Source organism: Tundrisphaera macrotermitis (genome assembly GCF_051175315.1).
In the GTDB taxonomy this organism is placed as follows: Bacteria; Planctomycetota; Planctomycetia; order Isosphaerales; family Isosphaeraceae; genus Tundrisphaera.
The window spans coordinates 3,971,171-3,997,881 of the sequence record NZ_CP195100.1 but is presented as its reverse complement, the minus strand read 5'-3'; the positions used below and the strand labels follow the sequence as shown (position 1 = coordinate 3,997,881).

At 70.1% G+C, this 26,711-nt stretch carries 25 protein-coding genes; 12 read left to right on the top strand and 13 right to left on the bottom strand.

The genetic code is table 11. The features are described from left to right. The first annotated feature begins 30 nt into the window (after positions 1-30). Positions 31-1,764: a hypothetical protein gene (locus TA3x_RS16035; RefSeq protein WP_435015663.1), complete on the top strand. Its 1,734-nt coding sequence runs from the start codon at positions 31-33 to the stop codon at positions 1,762-1,764. A 3-nt stretch (positions 1,765-1,767) separates the two neighbouring features. Here TA3x_RS16035 and TA3x_RS16030 read toward each other — a convergent pair whose 3' ends face one another. After that, on the bottom strand, positions 1,768-3,498 hold the full coding sequence (locus TA3x_RS16030; RefSeq protein ID WP_435015662.1) for a vWA domain-containing protein: 1,731 nt from the start codon (positions 3,496-3,498) through the stop codon (positions 1,768-1,770). Between the two features lie 28 nt (positions 3,499-3,526). Next, positions 3,527-4,471, bottom strand: coding sequence for a VWA domain-containing protein (locus TA3x_RS16025; RefSeq protein WP_435015661.1), 945 nt, complete (start codon positions 4,469-4,471; stop codon positions 3,527-3,529). A 185-nt stretch (positions 4,472-4,656) separates the two neighbouring features. Here TA3x_RS16025 and TA3x_RS16020 point away from each other — a divergent pair, with 185 nt between their 5' ends. Continuing rightward, the gene (locus TA3x_RS16020) at positions 4,657-5,532 is read left to right on the top strand and encodes a hypothetical protein (protein WP_435015660.1); all 876 of its coding nucleotides are present in this window, start codon (positions 4,657-4,659) and stop codon (positions 5,530-5,532) included. 14 nt (positions 5,533-5,546) lie between these two features. On the opposite strand, the gene ispH is transcribed toward TA3x_RS16020, so the two are convergent. The 5 genes from ispH to TA3x_RS15995 all read right to left on the bottom strand — a co-directional run bounded on the left by ispH (position 5,547) and on the right by TA3x_RS15995 (position 9,845). Then, a complete protein-coding gene (ispH, locus tag TA3x_RS16015) occupies positions 5,547-6,494 on the bottom strand; it encodes a 4-hydroxy-3-methylbut-2-enyl diphosphate reductase (RefSeq protein ID WP_435015659.1) in 948 nt (315 codons plus the stop codon). 97 nt (positions 6,495-6,591) lie between these two features. Next, the gene (locus TA3x_RS16010) at positions 6,592-7,695 is read right to left on the bottom strand and encodes a family 16 glycoside hydrolase (protein WP_435015658.1); all 1,104 of its coding nucleotides are present in this window, start codon (positions 7,693-7,695) and stop codon (positions 6,592-6,594) included. 111 nt (positions 7,696-7,806) lie between these two features. Beyond that, positions 7,807-8,373, bottom strand: a complete 567-nt coding sequence (locus TA3x_RS16005; RefSeq protein WP_435015657.1) for a hypothetical protein — start codon at positions 8,371-8,373, stop codon at positions 7,807-7,809. A 145-nt stretch (positions 8,374-8,518) separates the two neighbouring features. Further along, positions 8,519-9,595 carry a DUF1559 domain-containing protein gene (locus TA3x_RS16000; RefSeq protein WP_435015656.1) on the bottom strand — a complete coding sequence of 359 codons (1,077 nt, stop codon included), beginning with the start codon at positions 9,593-9,595 and terminating at the stop codon, positions 8,519-8,521. 46 nt (positions 9,596-9,641) lie between these two features. Further along, positions 9,642-9,845 carry a hypothetical protein gene (locus TA3x_RS15995; RefSeq protein WP_435015655.1) on the bottom strand — a complete coding sequence of 68 codons (204 nt, stop codon included), beginning with the start codon at positions 9,843-9,845 and terminating at the stop codon, positions 9,642-9,644. 399 nt (positions 9,846-10,244) lie between these two features. On the opposite strand from TA3x_RS15995, the gene pyrR reads away from it, so the two are divergent. The 10 genes from pyrR (at position 10,245) to TA3x_RS15945 (ending at position 19,220) form a co-directional block, all read left to right on the top strand. Further along, positions 10,245-10,817, top strand: coding sequence for a bifunctional pyr operon transcriptional regulator/uracil phosphoribosyltransferase PyrR (gene pyrR / locus TA3x_RS15990; RefSeq protein WP_435015654.1), 573 nt, complete (start codon positions 10,245-10,247; stop codon positions 10,815-10,817). Beyond that, complete coding sequence (locus TA3x_RS15985; RefSeq protein WP_435015653.1) at positions 10,814-11,770, top strand: aspartate carbamoyltransferase catalytic subunit; 957 nt, start codon at positions 10,814-10,816, stop codon at positions 11,768-11,770. The genes pyrR and TA3x_RS15985 overlap by 4 nt, the downstream gene beginning before the upstream one ends. A gap of 218 nt (positions 11,771-11,988) precedes the next feature. Beyond that, a complete protein-coding gene (locus tag TA3x_RS15980) occupies positions 11,989-13,053 on the top strand; it encodes a DUF1559 domain-containing protein (RefSeq protein WP_435015652.1) in 1,065 nt (354 codons plus the stop codon). A gap of 98 nt (positions 13,054-13,151) precedes the next feature. Then, complete coding sequence (locus TA3x_RS15975; RefSeq protein ID WP_435015651.1) at positions 13,152-13,379, top strand: hypothetical protein; 228 nt, start codon at positions 13,152-13,154, stop codon at positions 13,377-13,379. A 227-nt stretch (positions 13,380-13,606) separates the two neighbouring features. Then, complete coding sequence (locus TA3x_RS15970) at positions 13,607-14,914, top strand: dihydroorotase (protein ID WP_435015650.1); 1,308 nt, start codon at positions 13,607-13,609, stop codon at positions 14,912-14,914. Between the two features lie 110 nt (positions 14,915-15,024). Continuing rightward, positions 15,025-15,657 carry an NYN domain-containing protein gene (locus TA3x_RS15965; protein WP_435015649.1) on the top strand — a complete coding sequence of 211 codons (633 nt, stop codon included), beginning with the start codon at positions 15,025-15,027 and terminating at the stop codon, positions 15,655-15,657. Between the two features lie 115 nt (positions 15,658-15,772). Next, entirely contained in the window at positions 15,773-17,023 is a 1,251-nt protein-coding gene (gene sucC / locus TA3x_RS15960; RefSeq protein ID WP_435015648.1) for an ADP-forming succinate--CoA ligase subunit beta, read from the top strand. Between the two features lie 29 nt (positions 17,024-17,052). Beyond that, entirely contained in the window at positions 17,053-17,616 is a 564-nt protein-coding gene (locus tag TA3x_RS15955; RefSeq protein WP_435015647.1) for a Uma2 family endonuclease, read from the top strand. A gap of 95 nt (positions 17,617-17,711) precedes the next feature. Continuing rightward, the gene (sucD, locus tag TA3x_RS15950; protein WP_435015646.1) at positions 17,712-18,593 is read left to right on the top strand and encodes a succinate--CoA ligase subunit alpha; all 882 of its coding nucleotides are present in this window, start codon (positions 17,712-17,714) and stop codon (positions 18,591-18,593) included. A 3-nt stretch (positions 18,594-18,596) separates the two neighbouring features. After that, entirely contained in the window at positions 18,597-19,220 is a 624-nt protein-coding gene (locus tag TA3x_RS15945) for an NUDIX domain-containing protein (protein WP_435015645.1), read from the top strand. A 38-nt stretch (positions 19,221-19,258) separates the two neighbouring features. Here TA3x_RS15945 and TA3x_RS15940 read toward each other — a convergent pair whose 3' ends face one another. From TA3x_RS15940 to nadC, 6 genes are all read right to left on the bottom strand, one after another. Continuing rightward, positions 19,259-20,239 (bottom strand): N-acetylmuramoyl-L-alanine amidase, encoded by a 981-nt coding sequence (locus tag TA3x_RS15940; RefSeq protein WP_435015644.1) that lies wholly within the window; start codon positions 20,237-20,239, stop codon positions 19,259-19,261. Positions 20,240-20,562: 323 nt separating this feature from the next. Next, entirely contained in the window at positions 20,563-22,194 is a 1,632-nt protein-coding gene (locus tag TA3x_RS15935; protein ID WP_435015643.1) for a sodium:solute symporter family transporter, read from the bottom strand. After that, entirely contained in the window at positions 22,187-22,498 is a 312-nt protein-coding gene (locus TA3x_RS15930) for a hypothetical protein (protein ID WP_435015642.1), read from the bottom strand. Before TA3x_RS15930 ends, TA3x_RS15935 begins: the two co-directional genes overlap by 8 nt. Continuing rightward, positions 22,495-24,738, bottom strand: a complete 2,244-nt coding sequence (locus TA3x_RS15925) for a S9 family peptidase (protein ID WP_435015641.1) — start codon at positions 24,736-24,738, stop codon at positions 22,495-22,497. Before TA3x_RS15925 ends, TA3x_RS15930 begins: the two co-directional genes overlap by 4 nt. An 88-nt stretch (positions 24,739-24,826) precedes the next feature. After that, entirely contained in the window at positions 24,827-25,771 is a 945-nt protein-coding gene (locus tag TA3x_RS15920) for a biotin--[acetyl-CoA-carboxylase] ligase (protein ID WP_435015640.1), read from the bottom strand. Next, positions 25,768-26,706, bottom strand: coding sequence for a carboxylating nicotinate-nucleotide diphosphorylase (nadC, locus tag TA3x_RS15915; RefSeq protein WP_435015639.1), 939 nt, complete (start codon positions 26,704-26,706; stop codon positions 25,768-25,770). Before nadC ends, TA3x_RS15920 begins: the two co-directional genes overlap by 4 nt. Positions 26,707-26,711: the final 5 nt, after the last annotated feature.

Sequence of the window (26,711 nt, the reverse complement as noted above, 5' to 3'; positions counted from 1 at the left end):
TCGCCGATGCTTTTCTTTCGGAGTGGGTCCATGCAACGAGCCCTGATCGCGGCCCTGGCCCTGGCCGGGAGCCTGGCCCTCGCCCCCCACGCCGGCGCGGCCGGTCCCGCCGATCCCCTGTTCCGCCTCCTGCCGCCCGATGCCGGGATTGCACTCGCGGTCGAAAATCTCAGGGATCGCTATCGCGAGGTCGCCGCATCCCCCCTGGCCGACGGGCTGGGACGCCTGCCGCACGTGTCGACCTGGCTCAACTCGAACCCGATCCGGGGCGTTCAGCGGGTCGTCCGGCAGGTCGAGGGGGGGCTCAATCTCGCGCCCGGCTCGATCCGCGATGAGTTGTTCGGCGACGCGGTGGTCCTGGCCCTGCGGCCGGGCCCGCCCGACGCCCCCGAGCAGGCGCGAGGGGTCCTCCTGGGGCGGGCCCGCGATCGGGCGATACGCGACCGCCTGATCCAATCCGTGGATGAGTCCCAACTCGGCAATGGTGAGCTGTCGGCCGTGGAGCGGAAGCGCCGCGGCCCCGAGGGCTATGCGGTCCGCAAATATGCCCGGGCCGGCCGTCCCGACGAGTTCTATGCGACCTTCGATGACGGGACGTTCGCCTGGTCGAACTCCGAGGGGCTGATCCACGACATCCTGGATCGCAAGGCCGGCGGCGGGCCGTCGCTGGCCGATGCCCCGGGATTCCGATCCGTCCGCGAAGCCTTGCCGGCGCAGGCCCTCGTGGGCCTCTATCTCTCGCCCCGCCTCCTGGAGGCTTCCCTGGGGCTCGATGGCCGGAAATCGGCCACCACCCAGGAACGCATCATCGGCCTGTTCGCCCGCTACGTCGCCGCCCTGGATTACATGGGCATCGCGCTGGCGTGGGATCGCGGGGTCGCCCTGCACGTCCACGAGTCGATCGAGCCGTCGCGGCTCGACGGCTGGCTCCGGGACTGGATGACACGTCCCTCGGCAGCCAGCCCGGCGATCGCCCCGCTGCCCGGTTCCGCGCTCGCCGCGTTCGTCATCCACCTGGATTTCGTCGCCCTCCGCGACGCGGCCGCGGGCCTGGTCGCCGAGCGCGACCTCCCCTGGTTCCGGAACCTCAAATCCGCCGCCCAGGGCCTGCTCGCCGGCTTGGACCTCGACTCGGTGGTCCTGCCCCGGCTCGGCCCGGGCGTCCTGCTCTTCGCGGAGGAGCCGGTCCAGGCCGACGCGAGGACCCGGCTGCCCCTGGTCGCGGTGATCGGGGTGAAGCCCGGGCCCGAGACGCCGGGGACGGCCGCGGCGATCGAGAATGCGATCCGCACCGGGATCTCGATCTATGCCCTCGAACCCGCGCAGGCATCGGCCCGGCTCCGGGTCGAATCCCGGGCCCTGGGCGTGGCCCGGGTGCTGGTCCTGCTCAACGCCAGGCGGACGCTCTTCGCCCTGACTTCCGGCCCGGATCGGGTGGTCCTCGGCAACCTGCCGGAGTCGGTCGCCCGGTTCGGGACCCAGTCCGCCCCTTCCTCGCTGGAGGCCATCCGGGCGGCGAACTTCCCCGAGGCCACCACGTTCGGCGTGGTCGATCTGTCGCGGGCGGCGGCCGCGATCAAGCCCCTCCGCGCGTCGATCGCCGAACGCCTGGCGAAGCGGGGGCGGCGGAGCGTCGAAGCCATCGTCACGGACCTCGACCAGATCGTCGCCGCGGCGGAGATGTTCTCGGCGGCGACCTTCACGGCCACCGCGAGCCCGGACGCCACCTCGGTCCATCGGGTCTTCCGCCTGATCGCCCGGTGATCGTCACCAGTCGCGGACATCGGGCGACGTCGATCGCTCCGCCCGGACGTCGGCGGGCCGGAGCCTGCGTGCGTTGCGGACCTCGCGGAGCGCCTCGTCGAGTCGGGAACCCGGGGTCTCCGCCCCGGGCGGGGCGACGCCTTGGCCCCCCTGCCCGCCCTGCCCGCGTGATCCGGGCGAGTCGGGGGCCTCCCCGGCCTGGTTCGGTGCGGGCCCCCCGGCTTGGTTGCGGCCGCGTCCCTCCCGATCCGACTTCCCCGATTTCGTCGGGGGGCGTGGCCCGGTGCCGTCCTCATCGGCGGTTGAAGGCGGCCGAACCTGGCGGCTGATGGCGAAGGCCCGATTCGCGGCGGCGTCCCCGCGCACGGCGTCGGCCTCGGGGCCCGGCCAGTTCGAGGCCAGGCACGCATCGTAGGCTGTCAGGGCACCGGGGAGATCCCCCGAGGCGAGCAGGGCGTTCCCCAGCCCATAGTCGATCTTGAGCCGGAGTCGGGGCCCGGCCATCGGAGACGATTTTCGGTAGGCGTCGATCGCCTCCGGATACCGGCCGAGTTGGTACAGGGCGGTCGCGGCATCATAGGGCGGGATGGGCGAGGATGGGCCGAGCCTCCCGGCCTGTTCGAAGGCCTCGATGGCCTCGGCGAACCGCCCGGCCTGGTACTCCGCCCGCCCCCGCCCGACCAGGGTGGCGGCGGTCTCGCGCACATCGTCGGCACCCGTCGCCATCACGCAGAGGGCGATGGCGGGGACAAGCGTCCGGAGCCGACGGCCGACCCGGCCCGGGCGCGAGCCGATCAGCAGGCAGGCGAGCGCGGCGAGGAGGAAGCCGGGGAACCGCTCGGGATGGGGCGACGGCCGGGCGTGGCCCGTGGCATGGCCCGTCTCCCGGGCGATCCGGCCTCGATACAACGGGCCCAGGTCGGCCGGCATCAGGTCGAGATCGATCTTCGACCCGCCCGTGGCCCGGGCCAGGAGTTCGAGCGGCGCGTCGGATCGCCGGGTGGCGATCGGCCGGCCCTGGTAGGTGAGCGGGGTGCCGGAGGGGCCGTCCGGGATCGGATGGGATTGTTTCGGGTCGCCGATGGCCACGGCATGGACCACGATCCCGGCCTCCCGCGCATGCTCGGCGCCGGCGTCGGCGGACTGGGCCAGATCCTCGCCGTCGGAGAAGACGACGATGGAGCGGCCCCCGGCCTGGTCCTCCCGAGCGAAGGCCGCGATCGCCGCGTCGATGGCGGTGCCGAGGTCCGACCCGCCCGGCTGGACGTCGCCGGCCCGGAGCCCCGCGACGGTCTCGATCGCGGCCTCCTTCTGGAAGGTGAGCGGGCAGCGGACCACCCCCCGGCCCGCGAAGGCCACCACCGCCACGCGGTCGCCCGGCTCCTCGGCCATCGCCCGGAGGAGGCTGGTGGCCGATGCGCATGCGACCCCGAGGCGATCGGGGACCGCATCCTCGGCGGCCATGCTCCGGCTGACGTCGATCAGGAGCACGACGTCGCGACCCGACATCGCCGACGGGCCTGTGAGCCGGCCCCACCGGGGCTGTGCCAGCGCCAGGATGACCAGACTCACGGCCGCCACCCGCCACCAGGCCCCATCCCGCGAGGGGCGGCCATCCTGGGCGAGAGCCTTCCAGGCGCGTAGCCGCATCCGGCCCCCCCGGACGACCCACAGCGATCCGGGGACCAGCAGGAGCAGGAGCCAGAGCCGTCCCGGGTGTGCGAAATCCGCCATCGCCAACGCCACGCTTCCTCGATTCAGGTCAGGGGAACGACCGGAGCCGGCCGGAGCTCAACGTCACGTCCAGGATCAGCACGCCCAGTGTGAGCGCGGCCCAGGGGGAAAACCGCTCGCGGTAGAGGGTCCGAACCGTCCCGGCGACGGGGCTCTTTTCGAGAGCGTCGATGGCGGCGAAGACCCGGGCCAGCGACCCGGCATCGGTCGCCGCATAGGCCTGCCCGCCCCCGGCCCCGGCGATCCTCGCCAGGAGGGGGAGGTCCGGCCCGTCGGGCCCCTCGCCCCCCAGGGCGATCGTGTGGACGACCACGCCCAGGCCCCGCGCGATGGTCGCGGCCTCCAGGGGGTCGAGCGGGTTCGGCACGGCCGGGGCGTCGCGACCGTCGGTCAGGAGGATCACGACCTTGCGCCGTGCCGGGGCGTCCCGGATCGCCCCCAGGGCCCAGGCCAGGGCATCCCCCAGGTTCGTCCCGTCGTCGATGGCCCCCGCCGGGCGGATCGATCGGATGGCGTCGAGCAGGAAGCCCTGATCCAGGGTGGGCGCCGCGAGCAGGTCGGGGTAGCGGGCGAACGCCACCAGCCCGACCAGGTCGTCGGAACGGCCTTCAACGAACCGGGCCAGCGTCCGCCGGGCCCCTTCGAGGCGCGAGACGGGTCCGCCATCCGACGGGAAGTCGGCGGCGTTCATGCTCGAACTGCGGTCGATCGCGGCGAGGATCGCCACCCCCCGGCCCGCCACCCGGACCGTCCCGCCCGCCACCTGCGGGCGGGCCAGCGCCACCACCAGCCCGACGATGGCCACACCCCGCACGACGGGGGAGATCGACTTCAGGACCCTCGCCGTCCGGGAGGGCTTCGGGCCGAAGCCGGCCAGGGACGGCCAATCGATCCGCCGCCGGCCCAGCCCCCAGGCCCAGGGGAGCAGGGCCAGGGGCAGGAGCCAGAGCCATCCCGCCTCCGCCAGCCTCATGAGATGTCTCGCCCTCCGAACCGGGTCGAGGCCCCGATGCCCATCGGCTCGATCATATCCGCCGCCGGGACTTCGGGCGATGCCCGATCGCGCTCCCTGGTGGGAGTGGCTCGGTCGACTATAATGGCGCATCGGTGATGCCCACTCCGAATCATCGGGACGATCCTCGGCCCTCCGGACGAATCATGGACTCCTCCCCGCGACCGCCCCAGGATGCCTTCGCCTGGTCCCCGCCGACCGACAGCCTCGATCTCGGCCCCGGCGCGGGCGGGTGGACCGACCCGATCGACGAAAGGACCCGGGACCGGCGACGGATCCGCTTCTGCTTGCTAGCCTTCGCCCTGCTGGGATTCGCCCTCGTGCTGGCCAGCGTGGGGACCGTCGGTGGCGTCCTGGCGATGTTCCGCGGGATGCCCGGCGGGGTGTTCCCCGAGTCGTGGAAGTTCGCCGAGGCGAGCCTCGTCGTCTGGTGCTCGTTCGTCGGGACCTGCCTGCTCTGGGGGCGCTGGCGCGATGCGAGCTGGCAACGCCGGGCCGGGCTGCTGGTCCTGATGGGCTTCGTGGACCTGATCCTCTGGTCGCTCGAATTCGCGGTCGTCCTGGGCCTCTCCGAACAGGGAATCGACCACGAGTGGTTCCGGCACTGCCTGGGGCACGCCCTGGGATGGGCGGAACTCTCGCTGATCGCCAGCCTCGCAGCCGACGTGGCCGATCACCTGGGCTCGCCGCAGGCCCTGGACATCGCCCGGGGAGCCCGGGCGCTGGCGAGCGTGGGGGCGACCCTCTGGCTGGCCGTCATCTTCTTCTGCACCCGGTGGACCGTCCCGTTCTGGCCGCTGCGGATGCGGCCGATGTTCCGGCAGCCCGAGCTACAACTCATGATGCTCGGGGAGACCGTGCTTTACACGATCAACCTCGTCCAGATCACGGCCCTGACCCTGCTGGCCGCCTACGCCTGCACCGTGGCCCTGCGGAACATGATCCGCGAGGATCGGTCGCTCGGCAAGTTCGACCACCCCTCCGAGTCGGCCTGGGACGAGTTCCATCGGAATCGCCCCTGACCGTCGCGGGGGGCTCAGGCCTGGGTCGTCGCCGGGAGCAGTTCCCGCAACGACTTGGGCAGCGGGAAGTGGACGTTCTCGGTGCGGACCGTCTCCTCGCGGATCTCGGCGTTGAAGCGGTCGCGGAGGTAGGAGATGCACTCCTGCACCACGTCTTCCGGGGCGCTGGCGCCGGCCGTGATCAGAACGGTCTCGGCGCCGTCGAACCAGGAGTCGCGGAGGTCGGCCACGCCGTCGATCAGGTGGGAATGGGGGCCGAACGACCCGGCGATCTCGGCCAGCCTCTTGCTATTCGAGCTGTTCTGGCTGCCCAGGACCAGCACCACGTCGGCCCGGCCGGCCAGCTCGCGGACGGCCTCCTGCCGGTTCTGGGTGGCGTAGCAGATGTCATCCTTGGGCGGGTTGTTGATCTGGGGGAACTTCTCCCGAAGGGCGGCGATCACCACGTTGGCGTCGTCCACGCTCAGCGTGGTCTGGGTGAGGTAGGCCACCTTGGCGTCGGCCGGGAGTTCGAGGTTCCGGACATCCTCGGCGGTCTCCACCAGGATCATCCGCTCGGGGGCCTCGCCCATCGTGCCGATCACCTCGTCGTGCCCTTCGTGGCCGATCAGGATGATCGTGTACCCTTCGCGCGCGTACTTGACCGCTTCGAGGTGGACCTTGGTCACCAGCGGGCAGGTGGCGTCGATGGCCCGGAGTTGCCTCTGGCGCGATTCCTCGCGGATCTGGGGGGACACCCCGTGGGCGCTGTAGAGCAGAGGGGCCCCCGGGGGGACCTCGGACAGCGACTCGACGAAGACCACGCCGCGGTCGCGGAACCGCTCGACGACGTACTTGTTGTGGACGATCTCGTGGTAGACGTAGAGCGGGGCACCGAAGAATTCGAGCGAGCGTTCCAGGCTTTCGATGGCCATGTTCACCCCCGCGCAGAAGCCTCGGGGATTCGCCAGGATGATCTGCATCGCGGGGGCAACCTCCATCGGACCGTCGAAACGCTCGTCCCTCGCCCCTATCGTAAGCGTTTCCGGGCCGACGGGGAAGCCGGCCCGGGCCCCGGGCTCAGGGTTCGATCCGCTTCAGCTCGCGCTCACCATCGCCAATCCGGAAGTGGGCCCCGGTGACCTTGCCCGCCCCGTCCTTGCGGAAGGTGAACTCCCCGTCGGTGAACGGGAGGAAGAACTCCGTCGCGGAGCTGGGCATCAGCTCCAACGCCCGGGGGAGGAAGGGGAAGGCGATGGTCAGGTGGTTCCCGTCGCGACGGATCGCCACCTTCGAGCCGCCCATCCGGTAGTCGCCCGCGATGCGATCCAGATCCTCGGCCGGGAGGGAGGCCACCGCCGGGAGCAGGAGGTTCCGGGTCGCCGGTGCCGCGCGCTCGGGCAGTTCGCGGAGCCAGATATTGCGGAACCGGACCGGGTGGTCGTGGTCCTGGAGCGCGATCGGGCCGCGGTCCCCCTTGTTCTCGTAGGGGAGCCACTTCAGCCACGAGGTCGGCCCGAACGGCTCCTCGTTGTTCTGCACGAGGATGCCGTTGTGCAGGACGGTGATCCGGGCCGGTTCGAGGAGGCGGCCCGAGCCGTCGAACCGGGGGCGGCGGAAGGCGATGTCGTAGGCCTGCCACTCGCCGGGCGGGCGCGAGGCGTTGGCCAGGGGGGGATACTGGCCGTAGATGGCCCCCGCCTGCCCATCGGCGTAGGTGTCGGCCTGGAACGAGTCGAGGATCTGGACCTCGAACTGGCCCATCAGGAACAGCCCGCTATTGCCGCGATCCTGCCCCTTGCCGTTGGGTTCCTTCGGCGCCGCCCATTCGATGTGGAGCTGGATGTCGCCGAACTGCCCCTTGGTCTCGACCATCCCCGCGCCGGGGACCGTCTCCATCGCCCCGTCGGCCACCTTCCAGCGCGAGGGCTTGCCGTCCCGCCCCTTCCAGGCGTCGAGGCTCGTCCCGTCGAACAGGATCACGGCATCCGCCGGGGGTTTGGCGATCGGGCCCTCCCCGGTCGGCTCGACCACGGGCGGCCGGGGGCGGGAGATGTCGTGCTGCCGCCACCGGGCGGGGGCGGGCGTCGAGGCCGGTCGGGGCTCGTCGGCGGAGAGCGCGGCGGCGAGCCCGAGGCCCGCCGTCAGGAAAAGGAGGCCGGATCGGGGCGAGATGGAACGCATCGGGCGGTTGCTCCCGGGACGAGGCGGATCGGGTCGAATGGTCGGGCCGAGGAAGCCACCACTCTAATCCGACCGGCCGCCCCACGCGACCACCCGGACCCCGCCCCCCGCTCAGGAGTAGGTGTAGGACGGGTACATGAGCCTCAATGCCTTGAGGTGACTGCGGACGTCGGCGTCCGAGGCCCGGCGGACGGCCGCGGCCCGGACGCTGCCGTCGGCCATCCGGTCATAGCCCCAGGCGATCAGGACGAGGTGGGTGATCGACGTGCCGATGACCTGGGTGAGCCCGGTGACGAACTGGACCCAGGTCCGGCCCGTGGCCGGCGCAGGGACCTGCGGGGCATCGGACAGCCCCGGCCCCGCCCCGCCGGCGAGGTCCGCTCCCGTCCAGTAGAACGGCAGGAGGTCATCCGCCTTGCAGAGGCCGGGCATGTTCGGCAGGGAGACGGAGTTCACCGAGCCACCGCCCGCGCCGAACGGGTCCACGCGGGTCGCCAGATTGCAGATGACCGAGTTGCCGTGGTTGCTGGTGACCGTCTGGATCCACTGGAGATCGACCCCCGCGCTGGGGACGTTGTGCTCGATCTTGATGTTCAGCCCCGCCGCCGTCCGGACATACTTGGTGACGTGGATCTCCCGATTGATCTGCAGCGGATGGTAGATCTTGAAGACGCGCATCGGTGCCACTCCAGGGGTCGGCCGCCGGTCTCGGAACGCCGCGGAACCTACGAGCGGAAATCGGACGCGTGACTGCCATCCATCGCCATCGATCGGTTTGGTTCCGTCCGGCGGCGGCATGGATGGCGTCCCGATGCCGTCGCGGTCAGAGGGCGTCGGCGGAGATGATCTCGCCCCCGGCGCGGGTGCCGATGGCCAGCCAGGTGTTGAAGTTGACCGTGCTCTTGATGAACCGGACCGAGCCGTCGAGCATGGCGACCGTCACCCCGCCGGGGTGGTAGGAACTGGCCGCCGCCAGGTTGAGCGTCTGGTCGGAGACGCCCTCATACACGCAGGTTTTTCCGTTGGGTTGCATGGAATGGGTGTAGCCGCCCCCGCCCAGGCAGATCGGGGTCCTGGCCCACTGCTTCCCCTTGCTCGCGTAATGCCAGGTCTTGGCGTTCTGGATGCAGTCCTGATTGAGCTTGAAGTCGGCGTCGGGCTGGCCGACGAAGGTGCACGCGGATTTGGTGCCCCCGATGTAAATCTGATGGAGGCCATCCCCGCCAGTCCCGTTCGCGCCGCCTCGTCCCTTGACCATCTCGCTGAACATGGCCGAGTTGCTCAGCCCGTCGGTCACGTCCGCGAAGCCGATGGGGCCGCCGAAGGGGCTGCTGGCCGTCCCGCCCGAACAGGTCTTCATGCTGACGCCGGGGACGATGATCCAGTAGGTCGCCCCGTTCGGGGCGTAATCGGTGTTGGCCGGGTTGGTCCCGTGATTGTTGACGTAGTTGGAGGACGCATAATTGCCATCGGGCTCGTTGCCGTCGGACGGGCAGTTCAGGGCCGCGACCTTGATGTGGACCAGCGTCGTGTTGGTGAAGCCGGGGTCGTTGCCCCCGGCCGTGTCGCTGGTCGGCACGCCGTACAGGAAGTTGATCGTGTTGTAGAGGGCCTGCTGCTCGATGAACGGGAGGATCCGGCAGGCCATGGCGAAGTTCTGGTTGACCTTGTAAGTCGTGGTGCTGTACGCGCCCGCCGCCGGCAGGCGACCGTTCACGTCGTGATAGCCGTGGATCGCCAGCCCCAACTGCTTCAGGTTGTTGGTGCACTGGGCCCGGCGGGCGGCCTCGCGCGCCGCCTGCACGGCCGGCAGCAGCAGCGCGATCAGCACGGCGATGATGGCGATGACGACCAATAATTCGATGAGCGTGAAACCGCGACGCGACCTGGGCACCATCATGGGACCTCGCTCGAATTGAAGGAATGAAGGAGGATGCGGGACGGGCTCATTTCGCTTTCCTGGCCGGCGGCGGCCCCTCGACCTGGAACTTCTTGTCATACTCTTCCGACGTGCTCGGGACGTTGGGGTCGGGCTTGCCGCCCCCGCCCGCGAAGACGGCCTCGTTGTCCCCGTTCGGGCCGCAACCGACGAGCGGCGAGGACAGGGCCATTACGCCCGCAATCAGCACGAATCGCCTCGGGATGGCCATCGACGCCACGCTCCTCGCGAGAAGAAGGCGCACGCGCCCGGTCGCGTCGGACCGGGGCCGCGAAAGGATCGGAACGATGTTTTATGAGAGGGATCGAGATCTTCTTTCATAGGAGATCGGCCCCCTCGGAGCAATGTCTAAATTTTTGACAGCGATTCCGTGGTGATTTGACGACTCCGTCGCGAGGCCGGGACCGACGATGGGCCCTCGACGGGGCCGGATCGATGAGTGATGAGATCGGCCCGTCGGTCGGATCAAAGCGCCCTGCTCGGAGGGCCTCCTCCCCCGGGATTTCGCGGCGGGGTCGGGGGACGGGGGGTGGTTGCGGGGCGGGTGCCGGGGCTGGTACGATCCGCCACGGCGTGCCGCAGCCCGGATCTGATGCGAGGGGGATGGTTGATGGGGCCGACCGAAGTCCTGGTCCGCGATGCCGCCGGGTTCGAGGACACGCTCGACGACCTGGCGCGGCGGATCGCCGATGGCCGCGACGCCGGGGCCCCGCTCCGCCTGATCGGGATCCGCACCCGGGGCGTCCCGATCGCCGAACGCCTGGCCGCCAAGCTGGCCGCGATCCTGGGCGAGCCCGTGCCGGTGGGGGCGGTGGACATCACCCTGTATCGCGACGACCTCAGCGAGTTCGCCCGCTGGCCGGTCCTGCTCGGCACCGAGATCCCGTTCGCCGTGGATGAAACGGAGATCGTCCTGGTCGACGACGTGCTCTACACCGGCCGCACCGTCCGCGCGGCGTTGAACGCCATCTGCGACCTCGGCCGCCCGGCGCGGGTCCGGCTGGCCGTCCTGGTCAACCGGGGCCACCACGAGCTGCCGATCCGCGCCGACCTGGCCGGTCTGGCCCTGGAGACGCGGCGATCGGAGACCGTGAAGGTCCGCGTCCGCCCGGTCGATCCCGTGGATGAAGTGATCCGGGTCTCTCGCGAGACGCCCCACCCGAACCCCGAGTCCCTTCGATGAACGCCCCGGCCTCGCCGATCGCCTGGAACCGCAAGCACCTCCTCGGCCTGGAAGACCTGTCGGCCGGCGAGATCACCGCGATCCTCGACACCGCCGACTCGTTCTCCGAGGTGTCGCGCCGGAGCCGAAAGAAGGTCCCGGCCCTCCAGGGCAAGGTGGTCTTCAACCTGTTCTTCGAGAATTCGACCCGGACCCGGACCAGCTTCAGCCTGTCGGCCAAGCGGCTCTCGGCCGACGTCCAGGACTTCTCCGCCGCCGTCTCCAGCCTGGCCAAGGGGGAGACGTTCATCGACACGGCCAAGAACCTGGAGGCGATGGGCTCCGACGTCCTGATCGTCCGCCATCCCACCCCGGGCGCCCCGCACCTGCTCTCCCAGCACGTCAAGTCCTCGATCGTCAACGCGGGCGACGGCGCCCACGAGCATCCGACCCAGGCCCTGCTGGACCTGATGACGATCCGCCGGGCCAAGGGCAAGCTCGCCGGGCTGACCGTCGGGCTCATCGGCGACATCGGCCATTCCCGCGTGGCCCGCTCCAACATCTGGGGGCTGCTGAAGCTCGGCGCCCACGTCATCCTCTGCGGCCCCCCGACACTGGTCCCCCGCGGGTTCGAGATGCTCGGCTGCGAGATCGCCCACCACCTCGACGACGTCCTGCACCGCTGCGACGTCGTCAATGCCCTCCGCATCCAGCGCGAGCGCCAGGAGCGCGGGCTCTTCCCGTCGCTCAGCGAATATTCCCACTTCTACGGCCTGACCCGGGAGCGTCTCGAACGCGCCCGGCCGGACCTGCTCGTCCTGGCCCCGGGCCCGATCAATCGGGGGGTCGAGCTGACCCCCGAGGTGGCCGACGGGCCACAGTCCGCGATCCTGGACCAGGTGACCAACGGCCTGGCGGTCCGCATGGCGGTGCTCTATCTGGTGAGCGGGAAACCCGCGTCGCCCGAGGGCTGAACCCGGCAAGAAAAGGCCGAAATTTCCTTGAGGCGGCACCGATCCACTTGTAGGATCTCGGTGGATCCGTCATGCCGTCCCGCGCCGCGAGGGTGCGGGGCCCCTGCCGACGGCTCCGTCCATCATCCGATGATCTTACCGACCGAGTCGTCGCGTGGCCGGGGCGTCCCTCGGGCCCGGCACGCCGCGATCCTCCCCCCATCGACCGGAGTCCCCCCATGCCTCATCGCCGTCGTCCTGGATTCACGCTCATCGAGCTATTGGTCGTCATCGCCATCATCGCCGTGCTGATTGCGCTGCTGCTGCCGGCCGTGCAGGCGGCGCGCGAGGCCGCCCGCCGGTCCCAGTGCACCAACAACCTCAAGCAGATGGGACTGGCCCTCCACAACTACCACAGCACCCACGATAGCTTCCCGCTCGGCGCCTCCAAGAACGTCTCGGCCGCCCCCGCCGTCGTCAACTCGTGGAAGGTGTGGAGCGCCCACGGATTGTTGCTCGGCAACATGGAGCAGCTGCCCCTCTACAATGCGATCAACTTCCACTTCGCGCCCGACAACTACACCTATGGCGTGACCAACACGACCGTCACCAACACCGTCATCAACACCTTCCTCTGCCCCAGCGACCCGAACTCCCCCCGCTGCGGCCTGAACAACTACCACGCCAGCCTGGGCGTGACGTCGGGCGATGGGGTCTCCGCCGCCACGGGCAAGGCGACGACCGGCCTGTTCGGCTTCTTCGTCGCCTATGGCATCGCCGGATGCACCGACGGGACCTCCAATACCATCGCCTTCGCCGAGGCCCTGGTGGGCAACACCCCCGGCGGCAAGACGCTCACCAACACCTACGCCGGCAACAACGTGATGAACATCTCGGGGCAGGTGTCGACCCAGGCGGAGCGGGATAACGGGTTCGCCAACTCGGCCAACATCCTCAAAGATCTCCAGGCCTGCTCCTCCAACTTCACGCCCACGTCGCTCAAGATCAGCGCCCGACGCGGGGAGTCGTGGTCGAACGGGGCCGCCGGCCTGACCCTGTTCAACGAATTCCAGACCCCGAACGATTCGATCTACAAGGGCAACGGCTGCCGGTTCGGCTGCCGCGACGACTGCGGGCTGGATAGCGGCTTCACCCTGCCCGCCACCAGCCAGCACCCCGGCGGCGTCAACACCCTGTTCGCCGACGGCAGCGTCCGCTTCATCAAGAACACGATCGACCGGATGACCTGGTGGAAGCTGGGCACCCGCGCCGGCGGCGAGGTCGTGAGCAGCGACGCCTTCTGAACCGGGCCACGCCCCGCGCCCTCCCCGGTGGGGCGGCGTGGGGGGACCTCCCCCGGACCTTCTCTTACCATCGAGCCATCGGAGCCAGATCGATCGCCATGAGACGCCATCCCCTCTCCCGGTTGTTCCCGCGTGCCACGCCGCTGGCCGCCTACCTCGTCGGCTCGGCCCTCGGCCTCCCGCTCCTGTCCGGAGGCTGCGGCGGCAAGCCCGAGACCGGCGCCCAGGCCTCCACCGAACTCCAGAAAGCCCGCGACGAATCCGCCCGGGCCGCCGAGGAGTACGCCAAGGAGCAGCAGGAGGCCGCCAAGGCCAAGCGTAAATAACTGGCCAGTTCGTCGTCCGTGCGTCGGCTGATTTGCGTGTCGTTCAGTAGACGCTCCGTGCCGTGACCGGACGTTTCGCCCCGACCCGATCTCCCCCGGATCGGTGGCCCGGGCGTGCTCGTCGAGGTTGCGGGGCCCATCGCGGGATTGGTACGATCCGCGGCATCCCCGGCCGGGCCCGTTCCGTCCCCGGCCCCGTCGCATCCCTCGACCGAGTCCCTCCTCTCATGCAGACGATCCAAATCAAGGGCGGTCGGGTCATCGACCCGAGCCAGGGCCTCGACCTCGTCGCCGACGTCTGGCTGGGGCGCGGCCGGGTGCTGGCCATCGGCGGGTCGGACGAGACGGCCGACCTCGTGATCGACGCGGCCGGGATGATCGTGAGCCCGGGGCTGATCGACGTCCACGTCCACTTCCGCGAGCCGGGCAACGAGGAGGACGAGACGATCGCCACCGGGGCCGGCTCGGCCCTGGCGGGGGGCCTGACCTCGGTGGCGTGCATGCCCAACACGAACCCGGCCCTGGACAGCCAGGGGGCGGCCGAGTTCGTGGTCCTCCAGGCCCAGCGGGCCCGCCGGGCGAACGTCTACCCGGTCGGCGCGGTGAGCAAGGGCCGCAAGGGCGAGGAACTGGCGGAGCTGGGCCAGCTGGTCGCGGGGGGCGCCGTGGCGTTCACCGACGACGGCGCCCCGGTGTCGTCGGCATCGCTGATGCGGCGGGCGTTGCAGTACGCCAAGATGTTCGACAAGGTCATCATGCAGCACTGCCAGGTCACCGAGCTGACCGTCGGCGCCGTGATGAACGAGGGGTTCACCTCGATGAAGCTCGGGCTGGGCGGGATGCCCGCCGCGGCCGAGGACATCATGGTCGCCCGCGACATCCGCCTGGCGGAGATCACCGGGGGCCGGCTCCACATCCAGCACATCTCCACCGAACGCGCCGTGGAACTGGTCGCCGAGGGGAAGAAGCGGGGCGTCCGGGTCACGGCCGAGGCCTGCCCGCACCACTTCACCCTGACCGACGACCGGCTGGAGACGTTCGATTCCAACTTCAAGATGAACCCCCCGCTGCGGTCCCGGGCCGACGTCGATGCGCTGATCGGGGGGCTCCGCGACGGGACGATCGACCTGCTCGCCACCGATCACGCCCCCCACGCCCAGGAGAAGAAGATGCGGGAGCTGGACCAGGCCCCGTTCGGGATCGTGGGTCTGGAGACCCTGATCCCGATCACCGTCATGGCCCTGATCGAGCCCGGCCACCTGACCTGGCCCGACGTGATCCGCAAGCTGACCGTCGAGCCGGCCGCCCTGCTGGGCATCCCCAAGGGGACGCTCAGGCCGGGCGCGGATGCCGACGTGACGATCATCGACCCGGCGACCCGATGGACCATCGACCCGTCGAAGTTCCTGTCCAAGAGCAAGAACACGCCGTACGGGGGCTGGGAGGTCCGGGGCCGGGCCCACACCGCGATCGTCGCCGGGGAGGTCCGCCACACCCTGGGCGGGATCGTCAGCGAGGCCGGTAAGGCGGGCTGAAGCCCCTCCCGGGAGGCCCGATCGGTTTGCCGAACGCGGTGCCGGAGCGTATCCTGTAAGGAGCGGCCCGGCCTCGCTTTCGGAACGAACCCTTGAACCCGGCACCTCGCATGAAAACCCTCATCGACGGCTACAACGTGATGTTCGCCGGCGGTTTGATGGGGCAGAGGTTCGGCCCCGACGGCTTCCGCAAGGTGCGTAATCGCTTCCTCAACGACGTTTCCGCCGCGATCACCCCGATCGAAGCCCACCTGACCACCATCGTCTTCGACGCTTCCCAGCCGCCCCCCGACCGCCCGGCCTCGGTGCGGCACAAGGGGATGACGATCCTGTACGCGGTCGACGCCGAGAGCGCCGACGAGCGGATTGAGGCCCTGGTGGCCGCCCATTCGAGCCCGAAGACGCTGACGGTCGTCTCCTCGGACCATCGGGTCCAGCGGGCGGCAACCCGCCGCAAGGCGAAGGTGATGACGGCCGACGACTACTGGACGCTCATGGATAGCCGCAAGAATCGCAAGCCGGCCCGGCCCGGCCAGGCCCACGCCGACGCCGACCCGCCCGAGCGCCCCGACGCCCCGTCGGCGATGGAGGCTGCCTTCTGGATGGCCGAGTTCCGCGAACTCGCCGCCTCCGACGAGATCCGCGAGGTTTCCCGCGGCGACGTCGCCTTCCCGACCGACGAGGAACTCGCCCGGATCGCCCGCGAGGTCGCCTCGGAGCCCCCGTCGCGCCGGCTCCGCTGAATCAGACGGACCCTCCGGGGTCTGGAACCGTCGGTCGGGCTGTGGTAGAACCGGCCCGTCCGTTACCCGCATCGTCGCCGTCCCGCATCGCACGCGAACCAGGGCCCGAGCCGCCATGAAAGTCCACGAATATCAGGCGAAGGATCTCCTCAAGGCGGCCGGCGTCGCCGTCCCGGCCGGGATCGTGGCCACCACGCCCGAGGACGCGGCGGATGCCTACGACGCCCTCGGCGGCGGCCTGATCGTCGTCAAGGCCCAGGTCCATGCCGGCGGCCGCGGCAAGGGGATCGCCATCGGCCCCGACGACGACCGCGGCGAGGCGCTGGAGATCGCCAGCGGCCTGAAGCCCCGCAAGGAAGGCATGGCCAAGGGCGTGCAACTCGTCCGCTCTCGCGACGAGGCCAAGAAGGCCGCCTCCGAGCTGCTCGGCAAGACCCTGGTGACCTACCAGACGGGCGCCGAGGGTCAGAACATCGCCAAGGTCCTGGTCACGGTCGGCCACGACATCGCCCGCGAGCTTTACCTCGGGCTGGCCGTCGACCGAGAGCTGCAATGCCCGGTCCTGATGGCGACCACCGAGGGGGGCGTCGACATCGAGATCGTCGCCCACGAGACGCCCGAGAAGATCCACCGCGAGCCGATCGACGTCAACACCGGCCTGCTCGGCTTCCAGGCCCGCAAGGTCTGCCAGGCATTGGACCTCAAGGGGGAAAGCGCCCGCAAGGGCGAGGCGTTCCTCAAGGCGTTCGTCCGGTTCTTCCTCGACAGCGACGCCTCGCTCGCCGAGATCAACCCCCTGATCGTCACCGACAAGGGGGACGTCCTGGCGCTGGACGCCAAGCTCAACTTCGACGACAACGCCCTGTTCCGTCACAAGGACATCGCCGCCCTGCTCGACGTCGCCGAGGAAGATCCCAACGAGCTGCGGGCCAGCAAGAGCGGCCTGAGCTACGTCAGCCTCGACGGCGACATCGCCTGCCTGGTCAACGGGGCCGGGCTGGCCATGAGCACGATGGACCTGATCAAGTACCACGGCGGGGAGCCGGCCAACTTCCTCGACGTCGGCGGCGGGGCCCAGAAGGACCAGGTGCTCGAAGCCTTCCGGATCCTGCTGGCCACCCCCAACGTCAAGGGCGTGCTGGTCAACATCTTCGGCGGGATCATGAAGTGCGACACCATCGCCTCGGCCCTGCTGGCGGCCTATGACGAGATCGACTTCAAGGTCCCCCTCGTCGTCCGACTGGAAGGGACCAACGTCGAACTCGGCAAGAAGCTCCTCGACGAGAGCGGCCGCAAGATCATCACCGCGGTCGGCCTGACCGATGCCGCCAAGAAGGTCGTCGCCGCCACCAAGGGCGCCGCCTGACGTTTCGCCGCCGAGGGGGAGGACCGGACATGGCAACCCACACCCGGACGCCGGCCACGCTGGACGATCTCTCGCGCGTCGACGGCAAGGCCGAACTCATCGACGGCGAGATCGTCCACCTCATGTCCAGCGGATTCCTCCCCTCGCAAATTGCACTGATGATCGCGATGAGCCTCCACGTCTACGCCAAGCGGAACGGCCTGGGTGTGGCATTCGGCGACGGGGTCGGGTATGCCCTGGCTACGCCCTTGATGGGCGGTCGCCAGTCGTTTTCTCCCGATGCCTCGCTCTACTCCGGGCCAGTGCCCTCGAATCCCATGCGATTCATTCCAGGGATCCCGATCTTCGCCGTCGAGGTCCGGAGCGAGAACGACTACGGGCCGGCCGCGGAGCGAGACATGAAAGCCAAGTGGGCCGATTATTTCGAGGCGGGCACGCTGGTGGTCTGGGATGTCGACCCGATCGCGATGACCGTCGCCGTCTACCGAGACCCGAGTTTGACCCCGGACCATGTCTACCAGGCCGGAGAGGTCGCCGAAGCCGAGCCCGCCGTCCCCGGTTGGCGTTGCCCGGTGGATGAATTGTTCCAGTGAGCCGCCCTCACAGTAGGGCACAGTCACATTCTTATTGATCCAGTCCCAGTGTCCTGGCTTCGGGCGGCCCGACGCCGCCCCACGGAATCCATCGCATGAGCATCTTGGTCGACAAGACGACGCGGCTGATCTGCCAGGGGATCACCGGCAAGGCCGGGGCGTTCCACTCCGAGCAGTGCCGCGACTACGGCACCAACCTCGTCGGCGGGGTGACCCCCGGCAAGGGCGGGAGTTCGACCCTGGGCGTCCCGGTGTTCGACACCTGCGTCGACGCGGTCAAGGCCACGGGCGCCAACGCGACGATGATCTTCGTCCCCCCGCCGTTCGCCGCCGACTCGATCCTGGAGGCGGCCGACGCCGGCATCTCGCTGATCGTCGCGATCACCGAAGGGATCCCGGTCCTGGACATGGCCCGCGCCGTGGCCTACCTGAAGGCCCACCACCCGGACGTCCGGCTGGTCGGCCCGAACTGCCCGGGCGTGATCACCCCCGGCCAGTGCAAGATCGGCATCATGCCGGGCTACATCCACAAGCCGGGCCGCGTGGGCGTGGTCAGCCGGTCGGGCACCCTGACCTATGAGGGCGTCTGGCAGCTCACCAACCTCGGGATCGGCCAGAGCACCTGCGTGGGGATCGGCGGCGACCCGGTCAACGGCACCAGCTTCGTCGACGCGCTCCGGATGTTCGAGGCCGACCCGGACACCGATGCCGTGCTGATGATGGGCGAGATCGGAGGCAACGCCGAGGAGCAGGCCGCCGCCCTCAAGGCGTCGGGCCAGTTCACCAAGCCGATGGCCGCCTTCATCGCCGGCCAGACCGCCCCCCCCGGCAAGCGGATGGGGCACGCCGGCGCCATCATCTCGGGCGGCTCGGGCAAGGCCGAGGACAAGATCGCCGCCCTGGAAGGCGCCGGGATCCGGGTCGCCAAGAGCCCGGCCGACATGGGCGCCACCCTCCAGGCCGTCCTCAAGGGCTGACCCGTGTCCGACGACCAGGCCCGGCCGGCCGCCGACGACCCCGCCAACCCCTGGACCACGGTCGGCGGGCGCGTCGTCTACGACAATCCCTGGATCCTGGTCCGCGAGGACCAGGTCGTCCGGCCCGACGGCCAGCCGGGCATCTATGGCGTCGTCCACTTCAAGAACAAGGCCATCGGCGTCCTACCGGTCGAGGACGACGGGTCGGTCTGGCTCGTCGGCCAGCACCGCTACCCCCTCGACTCCTACTCCTGGGAGATCCCCGAGGGTGGGGGCCCCGAGGGGGAGGACCCGGAGGCCACGGCCCGCCGCGAACTCCTCGAAGAGACCGGGCTGACCGCCGATCGCCTCGAACTGATCAACCGGTCGCACCTGTCCAACTCGGTCAGCGACGAGGAGGCCCTGCTCTTCCGCGCGACCGGGCTGAGCCTCGGCGCGAGCAGTCCCGAGGGGACCGAGCGGCTCCACGTCCGCCGCGTCGCCTGGTCGATCGCCTGGGGGATGGTCCAGGACGGGACCATCACCGATTCGATGAGCGTCATCGCTCTGTATCACGAGGCCCTGCGTCGGGCCCGCCTCGATCTCGGCCGTCCGGGTGAGTTCTCTTTGAAGGGATCCGAGACGTAAGTTTTGATGGTAATGCGGTCGCGTTAGATCGGTCGGATTCAGAGCGAGGCCAGGGACGGGAAGAACTTGCCGGGGCAGGCGGTCGGGCCCGCCGCGAGATCCGAGTGCGTGTCGATGTGGTCGGCGGGGATCTGGTAGCGTGACCCGAGGTAGGCGATCAGGGAGCGGGCCGAGGCGATCTGCTTGGGGGTGGGCGGCGCCTGGTCGAAGTTGCCCACCAGGCAGATGCCGATCCCGTACTCATTGACGTCGGGATTCTTGCCGTCCCGGCAGTGGACCCCGTTCTTCTGGTCGACCCAGCGCTGGGCCACCTCGATCTGCCCGTCCGGCGTGTCGGTCCCGTTGCCGATCACGAAGTGGTAGCCGCAGCCGTTCCAGCCCAGCGTTTTACGATGCTCGCGATCGATCTGGTCGTAGCCGCCGGTCGCCCCCGCGCTGTGGTGCAGGACCACGTAACGCCAGGGGCGGTCGGCCTTGGGGGGCTGGAACAGGTCATCGGGGTTGTCGACGAAAGGGCGGACGGCCTCGCGGAGCGAGACCGGCGACAGTCGATTCCCGGATCGGGTGGTGCGGCGGGGCGTCGGACGCGACGCGTTGGGACGCGTCAGCTCGGGCATGGGCCCGTCGTCGATCGACGAGGACGTGGGCGCCTTGGGGTCGGAGTACTTCAGATTGAGGCCGGGCTCGCGCTCTCCGGCGTCGCCGGGGACGGGGGGCGAGATCCGGGCCGGGACCACCGGGTCGTAATCGCTGGCCGACGCGGCCGGCGGCGCGGAGATCGTGGTGTCCGGCGAGGCGAAGGGCTCATCGGCGGCCGAGGGGGCGGTGATCACCGCGCCGCCCGTCGTGCAGCCCGGGGTCGTGCAGCCCGGGGAGGCGGCCTGCACCGGGGTCCCGTAGACCGGACGCATCACGGAACGCTTGTGGCTGCACCCCGACAGGCCGGCCAGGATCAGGCAGGGGACCAGCACCAGACGCGAGGCGCGCAACGGGGACGAGGCCATGAGGGGATGGACCATGAGTGGTCTCCGGAGACATTGACGGGGTTGAGCGGGTGCGTCCCAGGTGCGACGATCAGCCCAGATGCAAGACGTGTACCGGGGGGATTCACCGCCATCTTTCGCCCCCCGGGCACGTCATCTGCGTTCGACTCAACTCTACACGCCAGAATGGCGAGCGTGAGAAATCCGGCGAAAATCACCCGAAAAAATTCAAGCTCGCGCCTCCTCCTGCCGACCTAGACATTGTAAGAACGACCTGAACGATCTTGGCGAATCCGGTGGTTGGCTGGGTCGGTCGGATCGTGCCGAATGTGCCCGGAGCGACCGGGCCGATCCGGGCCTCACGCGGACGCCGGGGCCAGGCCCTTAGCCCCGCCGACTTCGGGGCGATCGAAGAGCCGGGACACGAGTCGGGGATCGGGCGGGGCCGTCGCGAGGCTGACGGCAATCCCGACGGCGAATGAGGTGAGGATCCCCCAGACGCAAGGCTCGCAGCCGAACAGGTAGTAGGCGCCGAATGCCTGAGGCTTCGGGCCGATCCCCTGGTCACCGATCCCCAGGATCGACGGGAACGACCCGAGGCAATACAGGACCAGCGTGACGGCCGACCCGGCCGCCATGGCGGCCAGCGCACCGGGGGCCGTGGCCCTCCTCCAGAACGCGCCCAGCAACGCCGGCGCCAGGAACGCGGACGCCATGCCGGCCGAGGCGAACACCACGATCAGCTGGAGGAAGGTCACGTCACGCAGGGCCATCATGGCCGCGGCCGCTCCGACTCCCGCCGTGGCCAGATAGCTGGCCCGGGCGATCTCGCGCTCGGAGGCCGCCGGTCGGAGGAATCGCGAGTACAGGTCGCGGACCAGCCCCGAGGCGACGATCAGGAGGAAGCCGCTTACCGTGCTCATCACCGCGCCATACGGGGCGGCCAGGATCAGCCCCGCCACATAGGGGTTGGCCAGTGTGATCACCAGCCGGGGCATCACCTCGTCGGGCCTCTCCAGGCCGGGGAGGATCCCCCGGGCCGCGATGAAGATCAGCACCAGCGGGATGTAGATCAGCGCATTGTACGCGGACTGGTACAGGATGGCCCAGCGCAGGGTGCGGGAGTCGCGGAACGCCATCAGCCGGACCAGGGTCGAGGGCTGCCCCATCCCGCTGATGGCCCACATCACGAAGAACGAGAACGCCAGCCCGGGCGCCAGGAAGTCCCGCCCCGCCCCGGGGCCGAAGGCGAACCCCGGGCCCGCCACCTCCATGCCCCGCTCGGTCGCCGCGCCCAGGCCGCCCGAATGCATCAGCGCCAGGGGCAGGAGGATCGCGACCCCGACCGCCATGATCAGGCTCTGGAAGATGTCGGTCCAGATCGCCGCCAGGAACCCGCCGTAGGCGGTATAGGCGACCACCGTCGCCGTGAAGATCGCCAGGCCGACCGCGTAGCGCGGGTCGACCCCGCCCAGCATCTCCGGCGTGGCCCACGCCGACCAGGACGCCGGCAGGACCATCTGGAGGATCAGCGTCCCCGCCTTGAACTGGGCCACCAGGCTGCACGACAGGAAGCCGGTCACCAGCAGGCTGGTCAGGAGGCCCAGGGCCGGGCTGTCGTACCGCTCTCGCATCAGGTCGGGCAGCGTGATCGCCCCGGTCCTCCGCGAAAGCTGGCCGATCCGCTTGCCCAGCACCCCCATCACTGTCAGGGGTGCCACCATGTAGCTGGCGATCCAGAGCCCGACCACCCACCCGAAGCTGTAGACCAGCGACGGGAAGCCCATGAAAGTCCCGCCGCTCATCACCGCCGCCGTCAACGCCATCGCCACGGCGCCCATCGAGCGATTGCCCAGGAAGTAGCTGGCCAGGAACCCCGACCGGCTCCCCGCCCGGTTGGCGATGAAGCCCAGCAGGAGCGAGATCAGGGTGAATGCGATCAGGGCCACCAGCGTCGCCGAATCGGCCTGGCCCCCCCGAGGATCAGCCATCGTCGTCCCCCCCCAGGTCGTCGTCGACCATGTACCAGCCGGCGAACCAGATCGTGAAGACCCCGCAGGCCAGCCACGGGACGAGGTATCCCCAGATGGCCCACGAGGGGATGCCCAGGATCGGCCGGACGTCTTCCGGGCCCAGCGGCCGATCGGGCGTGATGTAGCCCAGGGCATACGAGGCGACGCAGCAATAGATCGTGCAGCCCAGCCAGGCCAGGCCGATCACGATCGCCTCGCGGCGGGCGTGGATCACCACCGGATCGGTCGGGTCGGTCGTGGATTCCGTTTCGGGTGGGATCATCGCACCCGCCCTCCCAGCGCCGAGGCGAAGAATCCGGCTACCTGCTCGGCCACGTAGGCTCGTCCCGGTTCTTTCCGCGACGAGTGCCGTTCTTCGGGCAGCGGAAGCAGGCGGAACGGCTTGCCCGCCGCGATCAGGGCCGAGGCCAGCCGCGCCGAGTGGCGGAAGTGGACGTTCTCGTCGATCATCCCGTGGATGATGAGCAACTCGCCCCGGATGTGATCGACCCGCTCCAGCACCGACGAGGCCTTGTAGCCGCCGGGGTTGGAGGCGGGCGTCCCCATGTACCGCTCGGTGTAGCAGGTGTCGTAGCCGTCCCAGGAGGTCACCGGGGCGACCGAAACCCCGGCATGGAAGGTCTCGGGGGCCTGCTCCAGGCAGCGGAGCGTCATGTAACCGCCGTAGCTCCCGCCGGTCACGCCCACGCGGGTCGTATCCACTCCGGGCCAGGTCCGGCCGACGAAGGCCACCCCGTCCGCCTGGTCGCGGACCTCCACCGACCCCATGTTGAGGTGCAGCGCCGCCTCGAATTCGTGGCCCCGGCGCGCCGACCCGCGATTGTCCATCTTCCAGACGGCGAAGCCCCGCCCGGCCAGGAACTGCGCCGTGAGGTCGGCCGTGAGCGTCCAGTTTTCCGAGACGTACTGGACGTGCGGGCCTCCGTAGAGCATGACGATCAGCGGGGCCTTCTCGCCGAACGCCCCGGAGCGGGGGGCGTAGAACGCGCCGAACAGCCGGGACCCGTCGCGGCCGGAGAACTCGACCAGTTCCGGCGGGGCCAGGCCCAGCTCGGCCACACGCGGGTCGGAGGTCATGGCGTCGTCGAGCGTCGCCTTGACCTGCCCATCGCGGTCGATCAGCCGGGTGATCGGGGGACGCATCCGGTAGGACCAGGTATCGACGAAGTGCTGGCCGTCGGCCGCGACCACGGCGCGATGGGTGCCGACCTCGGCGGTGACCTTCTGGTGCGGCCCGCCGTCCAGGGAGACCCGGCACAGGTGCCGCTCCAGGGGCGTGTCGAGCCCCGACGAGAACCAGACCTCGCGGCGTTCGGCGTCGACCCGCTCGACCGCGTCCACGGCCCAGGGGCCTTCGGTCAGGGTGCGGATCAGCTTGCCGTCGCGGTCGCGCAGTTCCAGGTGGCGGAACCCGGATCGCTCCGAGGTCCAGAGGATCTCGCCGGTCCCGGGGATCGTCCGGAGGTCGTGGTGAAGGTTGACCCAACTCGGGGCCTTCTCCTCGATCAGCAGCGTCTTACCGCCGGCCTTCGCATCGATCCGTTCGAGCCGCAGCGTCTTCTGCTCGCGGTCCAGGGTCTGGACCAGGAGATGCCCCGGCCCGTCCCACTCGACGCGGGCCAGGTAGAAGTCGGCATCCGGCCCGGCCAGGTCGAGCCATCGGGTCTCCCCGCCCGAGGCAGGGACCACTCCCAACCGCACCCTGGCGTTGGCCGCCCCGGGGAACGGGTAGCGGTGATTCTCGACCGAGATGTCGTCGCCCCCCTGGTGGACGATCGCGTAGTTGGGGATGTGCCGCTCGTCGGTCTCCTGGTAGGCGATCATCGAGCCGTCGGGCGACCACCAGAAGCCCGAGGACCGATCCATCTCCTCCTGCGCCATGAACTCGGCGAGGCCGTGGGTCAGGCCATCGGCCGCCCCTTCGGTGAGCCGGGTCTCGACCTTCGTGGCGAGGTCCATGACGTGGAGTTCGCCATCGCGGACATAGGCGACCTTCGACCCGTCGGCGGTGAGTTGGGGGTCGAGTTCGGGGCTCGGGGTGTTGGTGATCGGCTCCAGGGCCGCATCGCCCTTCAGGAGGTAGAGGTTGCCCCGCAGGGGGATCACCGCGACGTCCGCGCCGCTCGCCCGGACGACCTGGGTGATGCCCGTGTCCCGGAGCCGTTGCCGCTCGCGGCGGAGGGCCTCTTCCCTGGAGACATTGGCGTCGGTATCGCCGCCGTCGGGCGCCCGGGCGATGACCCGGGGGGGCTGGTTGCCCGCCACGTCGGCCTTCCAGAGGACGCGGCTGAGGCTGGCCCCTTCGGCCTTCAGGTAGGTGACCGCCCGGCAGTCGGGCGTGAAGGCGATCGACCCCGGCACCGCCGTCCCGGGCGCGGGCTGGCGGGCGACGTCGGCCGCCGCGATCGGCCTCGATTCGGTCCGTTCCGGCGGCGTCGGCGAGGCTGGCACCGGCATGGCAAGACTCAGGAGGAGGAGCGAGGGCGGGAGGATTCGCTTCATCGGTGGCATCCCGGCGGGCCGGTGGCGGCGGCGGGGGGAGCCGTCCGCGCGAATGGTCCCGGCATGGTCGGGCAGCCGTGGGCCGGTGTCAACCCCCGGCCGCATCCCGGATCGCCGCGACATCCCGCCCGGGGACGACCCTCCGCGAGCCATCGTTCAGGATCAGCGAGATGCCGGACCTCGGGTCGAGGTCGGCGATCACGCCGGCCAGGCGACCCTCGGCCGTCTCCACCTCGACGGCCCGGCCCAGGTGCTCGCTCGCATCGCGCCAGGGCCCGATCAAGGAGGCCGGACCCTCCTCGATGCCCCGGTGATACCAGTGGTCGAGGCGACGCAGCAGCGACCGGGCCACCTCGGAGCGGTCGAGCGGGAGGCCGCCCCGGAGGATCTGGAGCGAGGTCGTCGCGTCGCGGATCTCCTCGGGGAACGTTTCGCGGGCGACGTTGACGTTCAGGCCGATCCCCAGGACGGTCCCCTGCCCCCGCTCGACCAGGATCCCCGCCACCTTGCGGCGGTCGACCCGGACGTCGTTGGGCCACTTGATCCGCGCCCCGTCGCCGACGACCTCGGCCACCGCGACCGACCCCAACGCCGTGAGCCAGGCCGGATCGTCGAGAAGAGGCGGCGGGAACAGGAGGACGGAGAGCAGGATCGACGCCCCGGCCGGGGCCGTCCAGACCCGGCCGCGACGGCCCCGGCCGGCGGTCTGCTCCTCGGCCAGGACCGCGAATCCGGCGTTGGCCCGGCTCCCGGCGGCGCGGGCCGCCAGGTCGTTGGTGCTGCCGATCCGGTTCCAGACCGCGATCCGCCGCCCTACCAGCCGCGTCCCGAGTTCCCACTCGATCTGGTCCGGGCAGAGCCGGCCGGCCGGCCCCCGGTAGGCGATGCCCAGGTAAGGGTGGCGTTCGATCGCGAAGCCGAACCGCTCCAGGTCGTCGAGGTCGGCCCGGATCGCCGCCCGATCCGGGCCGAGGTCGGCCTCCGAAACGAACCCACCGGCCGTTTTCAGGCGATCTAGGAGCGCGATGTTCACCCGACGATCGCCCGATCGAAGTCCAGGCCGATGTCGAGGCTCGGGGCCGAGTGGGTCAGGGCCCCGACGCTGATCCGGTCCACCCCCGTCTCGGCCAGGGCCCGGACCGTGGCCAGCGTGACCCCGCCCGAGGCTTCCAGGAGGATGCCCGGGGCGCGGGCATCGCGGCGGCGGACCGCCTCGGCCAGCTTCTCCGGCCCGAGGTTGTCGACCAGGATGATGTCCGGCCCGCACTGGAGGGCGCGGTCGAACTGGTCCAGGTCGTCGATCTCGACTTCCACCGTCGTGCCGGGAGGCGACTCTCGGCGGGCCGAGGCGATGGCCCGGCCGATCGGGTCGGGCTCGTTCGCCAGCCAGGCCAGGTGGTTGTCCTTGATCAGGACCGCATCATACAGGCCGATCCGGTGGTTCTGCCCGCCTCCGCAGCGGACGGCGTACTTCTCCAGGTGCCGCCAGCCGGGCGTCGTCTTGCGGGTGTCGAGGATGACCGCCTTCGTCCCCTCGACCTCGTCCACGAACCGGGCGGTGAGGGTGGCGATCCCGCTCAGACGCTGGAGGAAGTTGAGCGCGGTCCGCTCCATCGCGAGGATACATCGCATCAAGCCGGTGATCCTGGCGAATTTCGCCCCCGGCTCTAGCCTTTGACCGTTTCGGTGCAAGGAGGAATAAGACAGTCCGACGCCAAACCGTTGGCAGAGGAGTGCCAGAACGTGCTCGCCGGCCAGGACGCCCCCAGATCGGGCGACGAACCAGGCCGAACCATCTGCCACATCCGGGATCGTCGCTCGCCCCGTCAGGTCGCCGTTGACGACTTGCTCGAAGATCGCATCCAGCCCCGTCAGGTCGCCGGCCGTCCCGAGATCCTCGGCGATCGCCATGTCGATCAGGGCGAGCGCGTTCTCATGCGCGGCGGGATCGAATACCGTGTGCGGCATCGCGG

Excerpts from the sequence above, each read along its gene's own strand:
- TA3x_RS16025 (WP_435015661.1), bottom strand. The coding sequence starts at position 4,471 with ATGAGGCTGGCGGAGGCGGGATGGCTCTGGCTCCTGCCCCTGGCCCTG.
- TA3x_RS15930 (WP_435015642.1), bottom strand. The coding sequence starts at position 22,498 with ATGATCCCACCCGAAACGGAATCCACGACCGACCCGACCGATCCGGTG.
- TA3x_RS15925 (WP_435015641.1), bottom strand. The coding sequence starts at position 24,738 with ATGAAGCGAATCCTCCCGCCCTCGCTCCTCCTCCTGAGTCTTGCCATG.
- TA3x_RS15970 (WP_435015650.1), top strand. The coding sequence starts at position 13,607 with ATGCAGACGATCCAAATCAAGGGCGGTCGGGTCATCGACCCGAGCCAG.
- TA3x_RS15985 (WP_435015653.1), top strand. The coding sequence starts at position 10,814 with ATGAACGCCCCGGCCTCGCCGATCGCCTGGAACCGCAAGCACCTCCTC.
- TA3x_RS16005 (WP_435015657.1), bottom strand. The coding sequence starts at position 8,373 with ATGCGCGTCTTCAAGATCTACCATCCGCTGCAGATCAATCGGGAGATC.
- pyrR (WP_435015654.1), top strand. The coding sequence starts at position 10,245 with ATGGGGCCGACCGAAGTCCTGGTCCGCGATGCCGCCGGGTTCGAGGAC.
- TA3x_RS16035 (WP_435015663.1), top strand. The coding sequence starts at position 31 with ATGCAACGAGCCCTGATCGCGGCCCTGGCCCTGGCCGGGAGCCTGGCC.
- nadC (WP_435015639.1), bottom strand. The coding sequence starts at position 26,706 with ATGCCGCACACGGTATTCGATCCCGCCGCGCATGAGAACGCGCTCGCC.
- TA3x_RS15995 (WP_435015655.1), bottom strand. The coding sequence starts at position 9,845 with ATGGCCATCCCGAGGCGATTCGTGCTGATTGCGGGCGTAATGGCCCTG.
- TA3x_RS16000 (WP_435015656.1), bottom strand. The coding sequence starts at position 9,595 with ATGATGGTGCCCAGGTCGCGTCGCGGTTTCACGCTCATCGAATTATTG.
- TA3x_RS15975 (WP_435015651.1), top strand. The coding sequence starts at position 13,152 with ATGAGACGCCATCCCCTCTCCCGGTTGTTCCCGCGTGCCACGCCGCTG.
- TA3x_RS16010 (WP_435015658.1), bottom strand. The coding sequence starts at position 7,695 with ATGCGTTCCATCTCGCCCCGATCCGGCCTCCTTTTCCTGACGGCGGGC.
- ispH (WP_435015659.1), bottom strand. The coding sequence starts at position 6,494 with ATGCAGATCATCCTGGCGAATCCCCGAGGCTTCTGCGCGGGGGTGAAC.
- sucC (WP_435015648.1), top strand. The coding sequence starts at position 15,773 with ATGAAAGTCCACGAATATCAGGCGAAGGATCTCCTCAAGGCGGCCGGC.
- TA3x_RS15980 (WP_435015652.1), top strand. The coding sequence starts at position 11,989 with ATGCCTCATCGCCGTCGTCCTGGATTCACGCTCATCGAGCTATTGGTC.
- sucD (WP_435015646.1), top strand. The coding sequence starts at position 17,712 with ATGAGCATCTTGGTCGACAAGACGACGCGGCTGATCTGCCAGGGGATC.
- TA3x_RS15955 (WP_435015647.1), top strand. The coding sequence starts at position 17,053 with ATGGCAACCCACACCCGGACGCCGGCCACGCTGGACGATCTCTCGCGC.
- TA3x_RS15940 (WP_435015644.1), bottom strand. The coding sequence starts at position 20,239 with ATGGTCCATCCCCTCATGGCCTCGTCCCCGTTGCGCGCCTCGCGTCTG.
- TA3x_RS16020 (WP_435015660.1), top strand. The coding sequence starts at position 4,657 with ATGGACTCCTCCCCGCGACCGCCCCAGGATGCCTTCGCCTGGTCCCCG.
- TA3x_RS15935 (WP_435015643.1), bottom strand. The coding sequence starts at position 22,194 with ATGGCTGATCCTCGGGGGGGCCAGGCCGATTCGGCGACGCTGGTGGCC.
- TA3x_RS16030 (WP_435015662.1), bottom strand. The coding sequence starts at position 3,498 with ATGGCGGATTTCGCACACCCGGGACGGCTCTGGCTCCTGCTCCTGCTG.
- TA3x_RS15965 (WP_435015649.1), top strand. The coding sequence starts at position 15,025 with ATGAAAACCCTCATCGACGGCTACAACGTGATGTTCGCCGGCGGTTTG.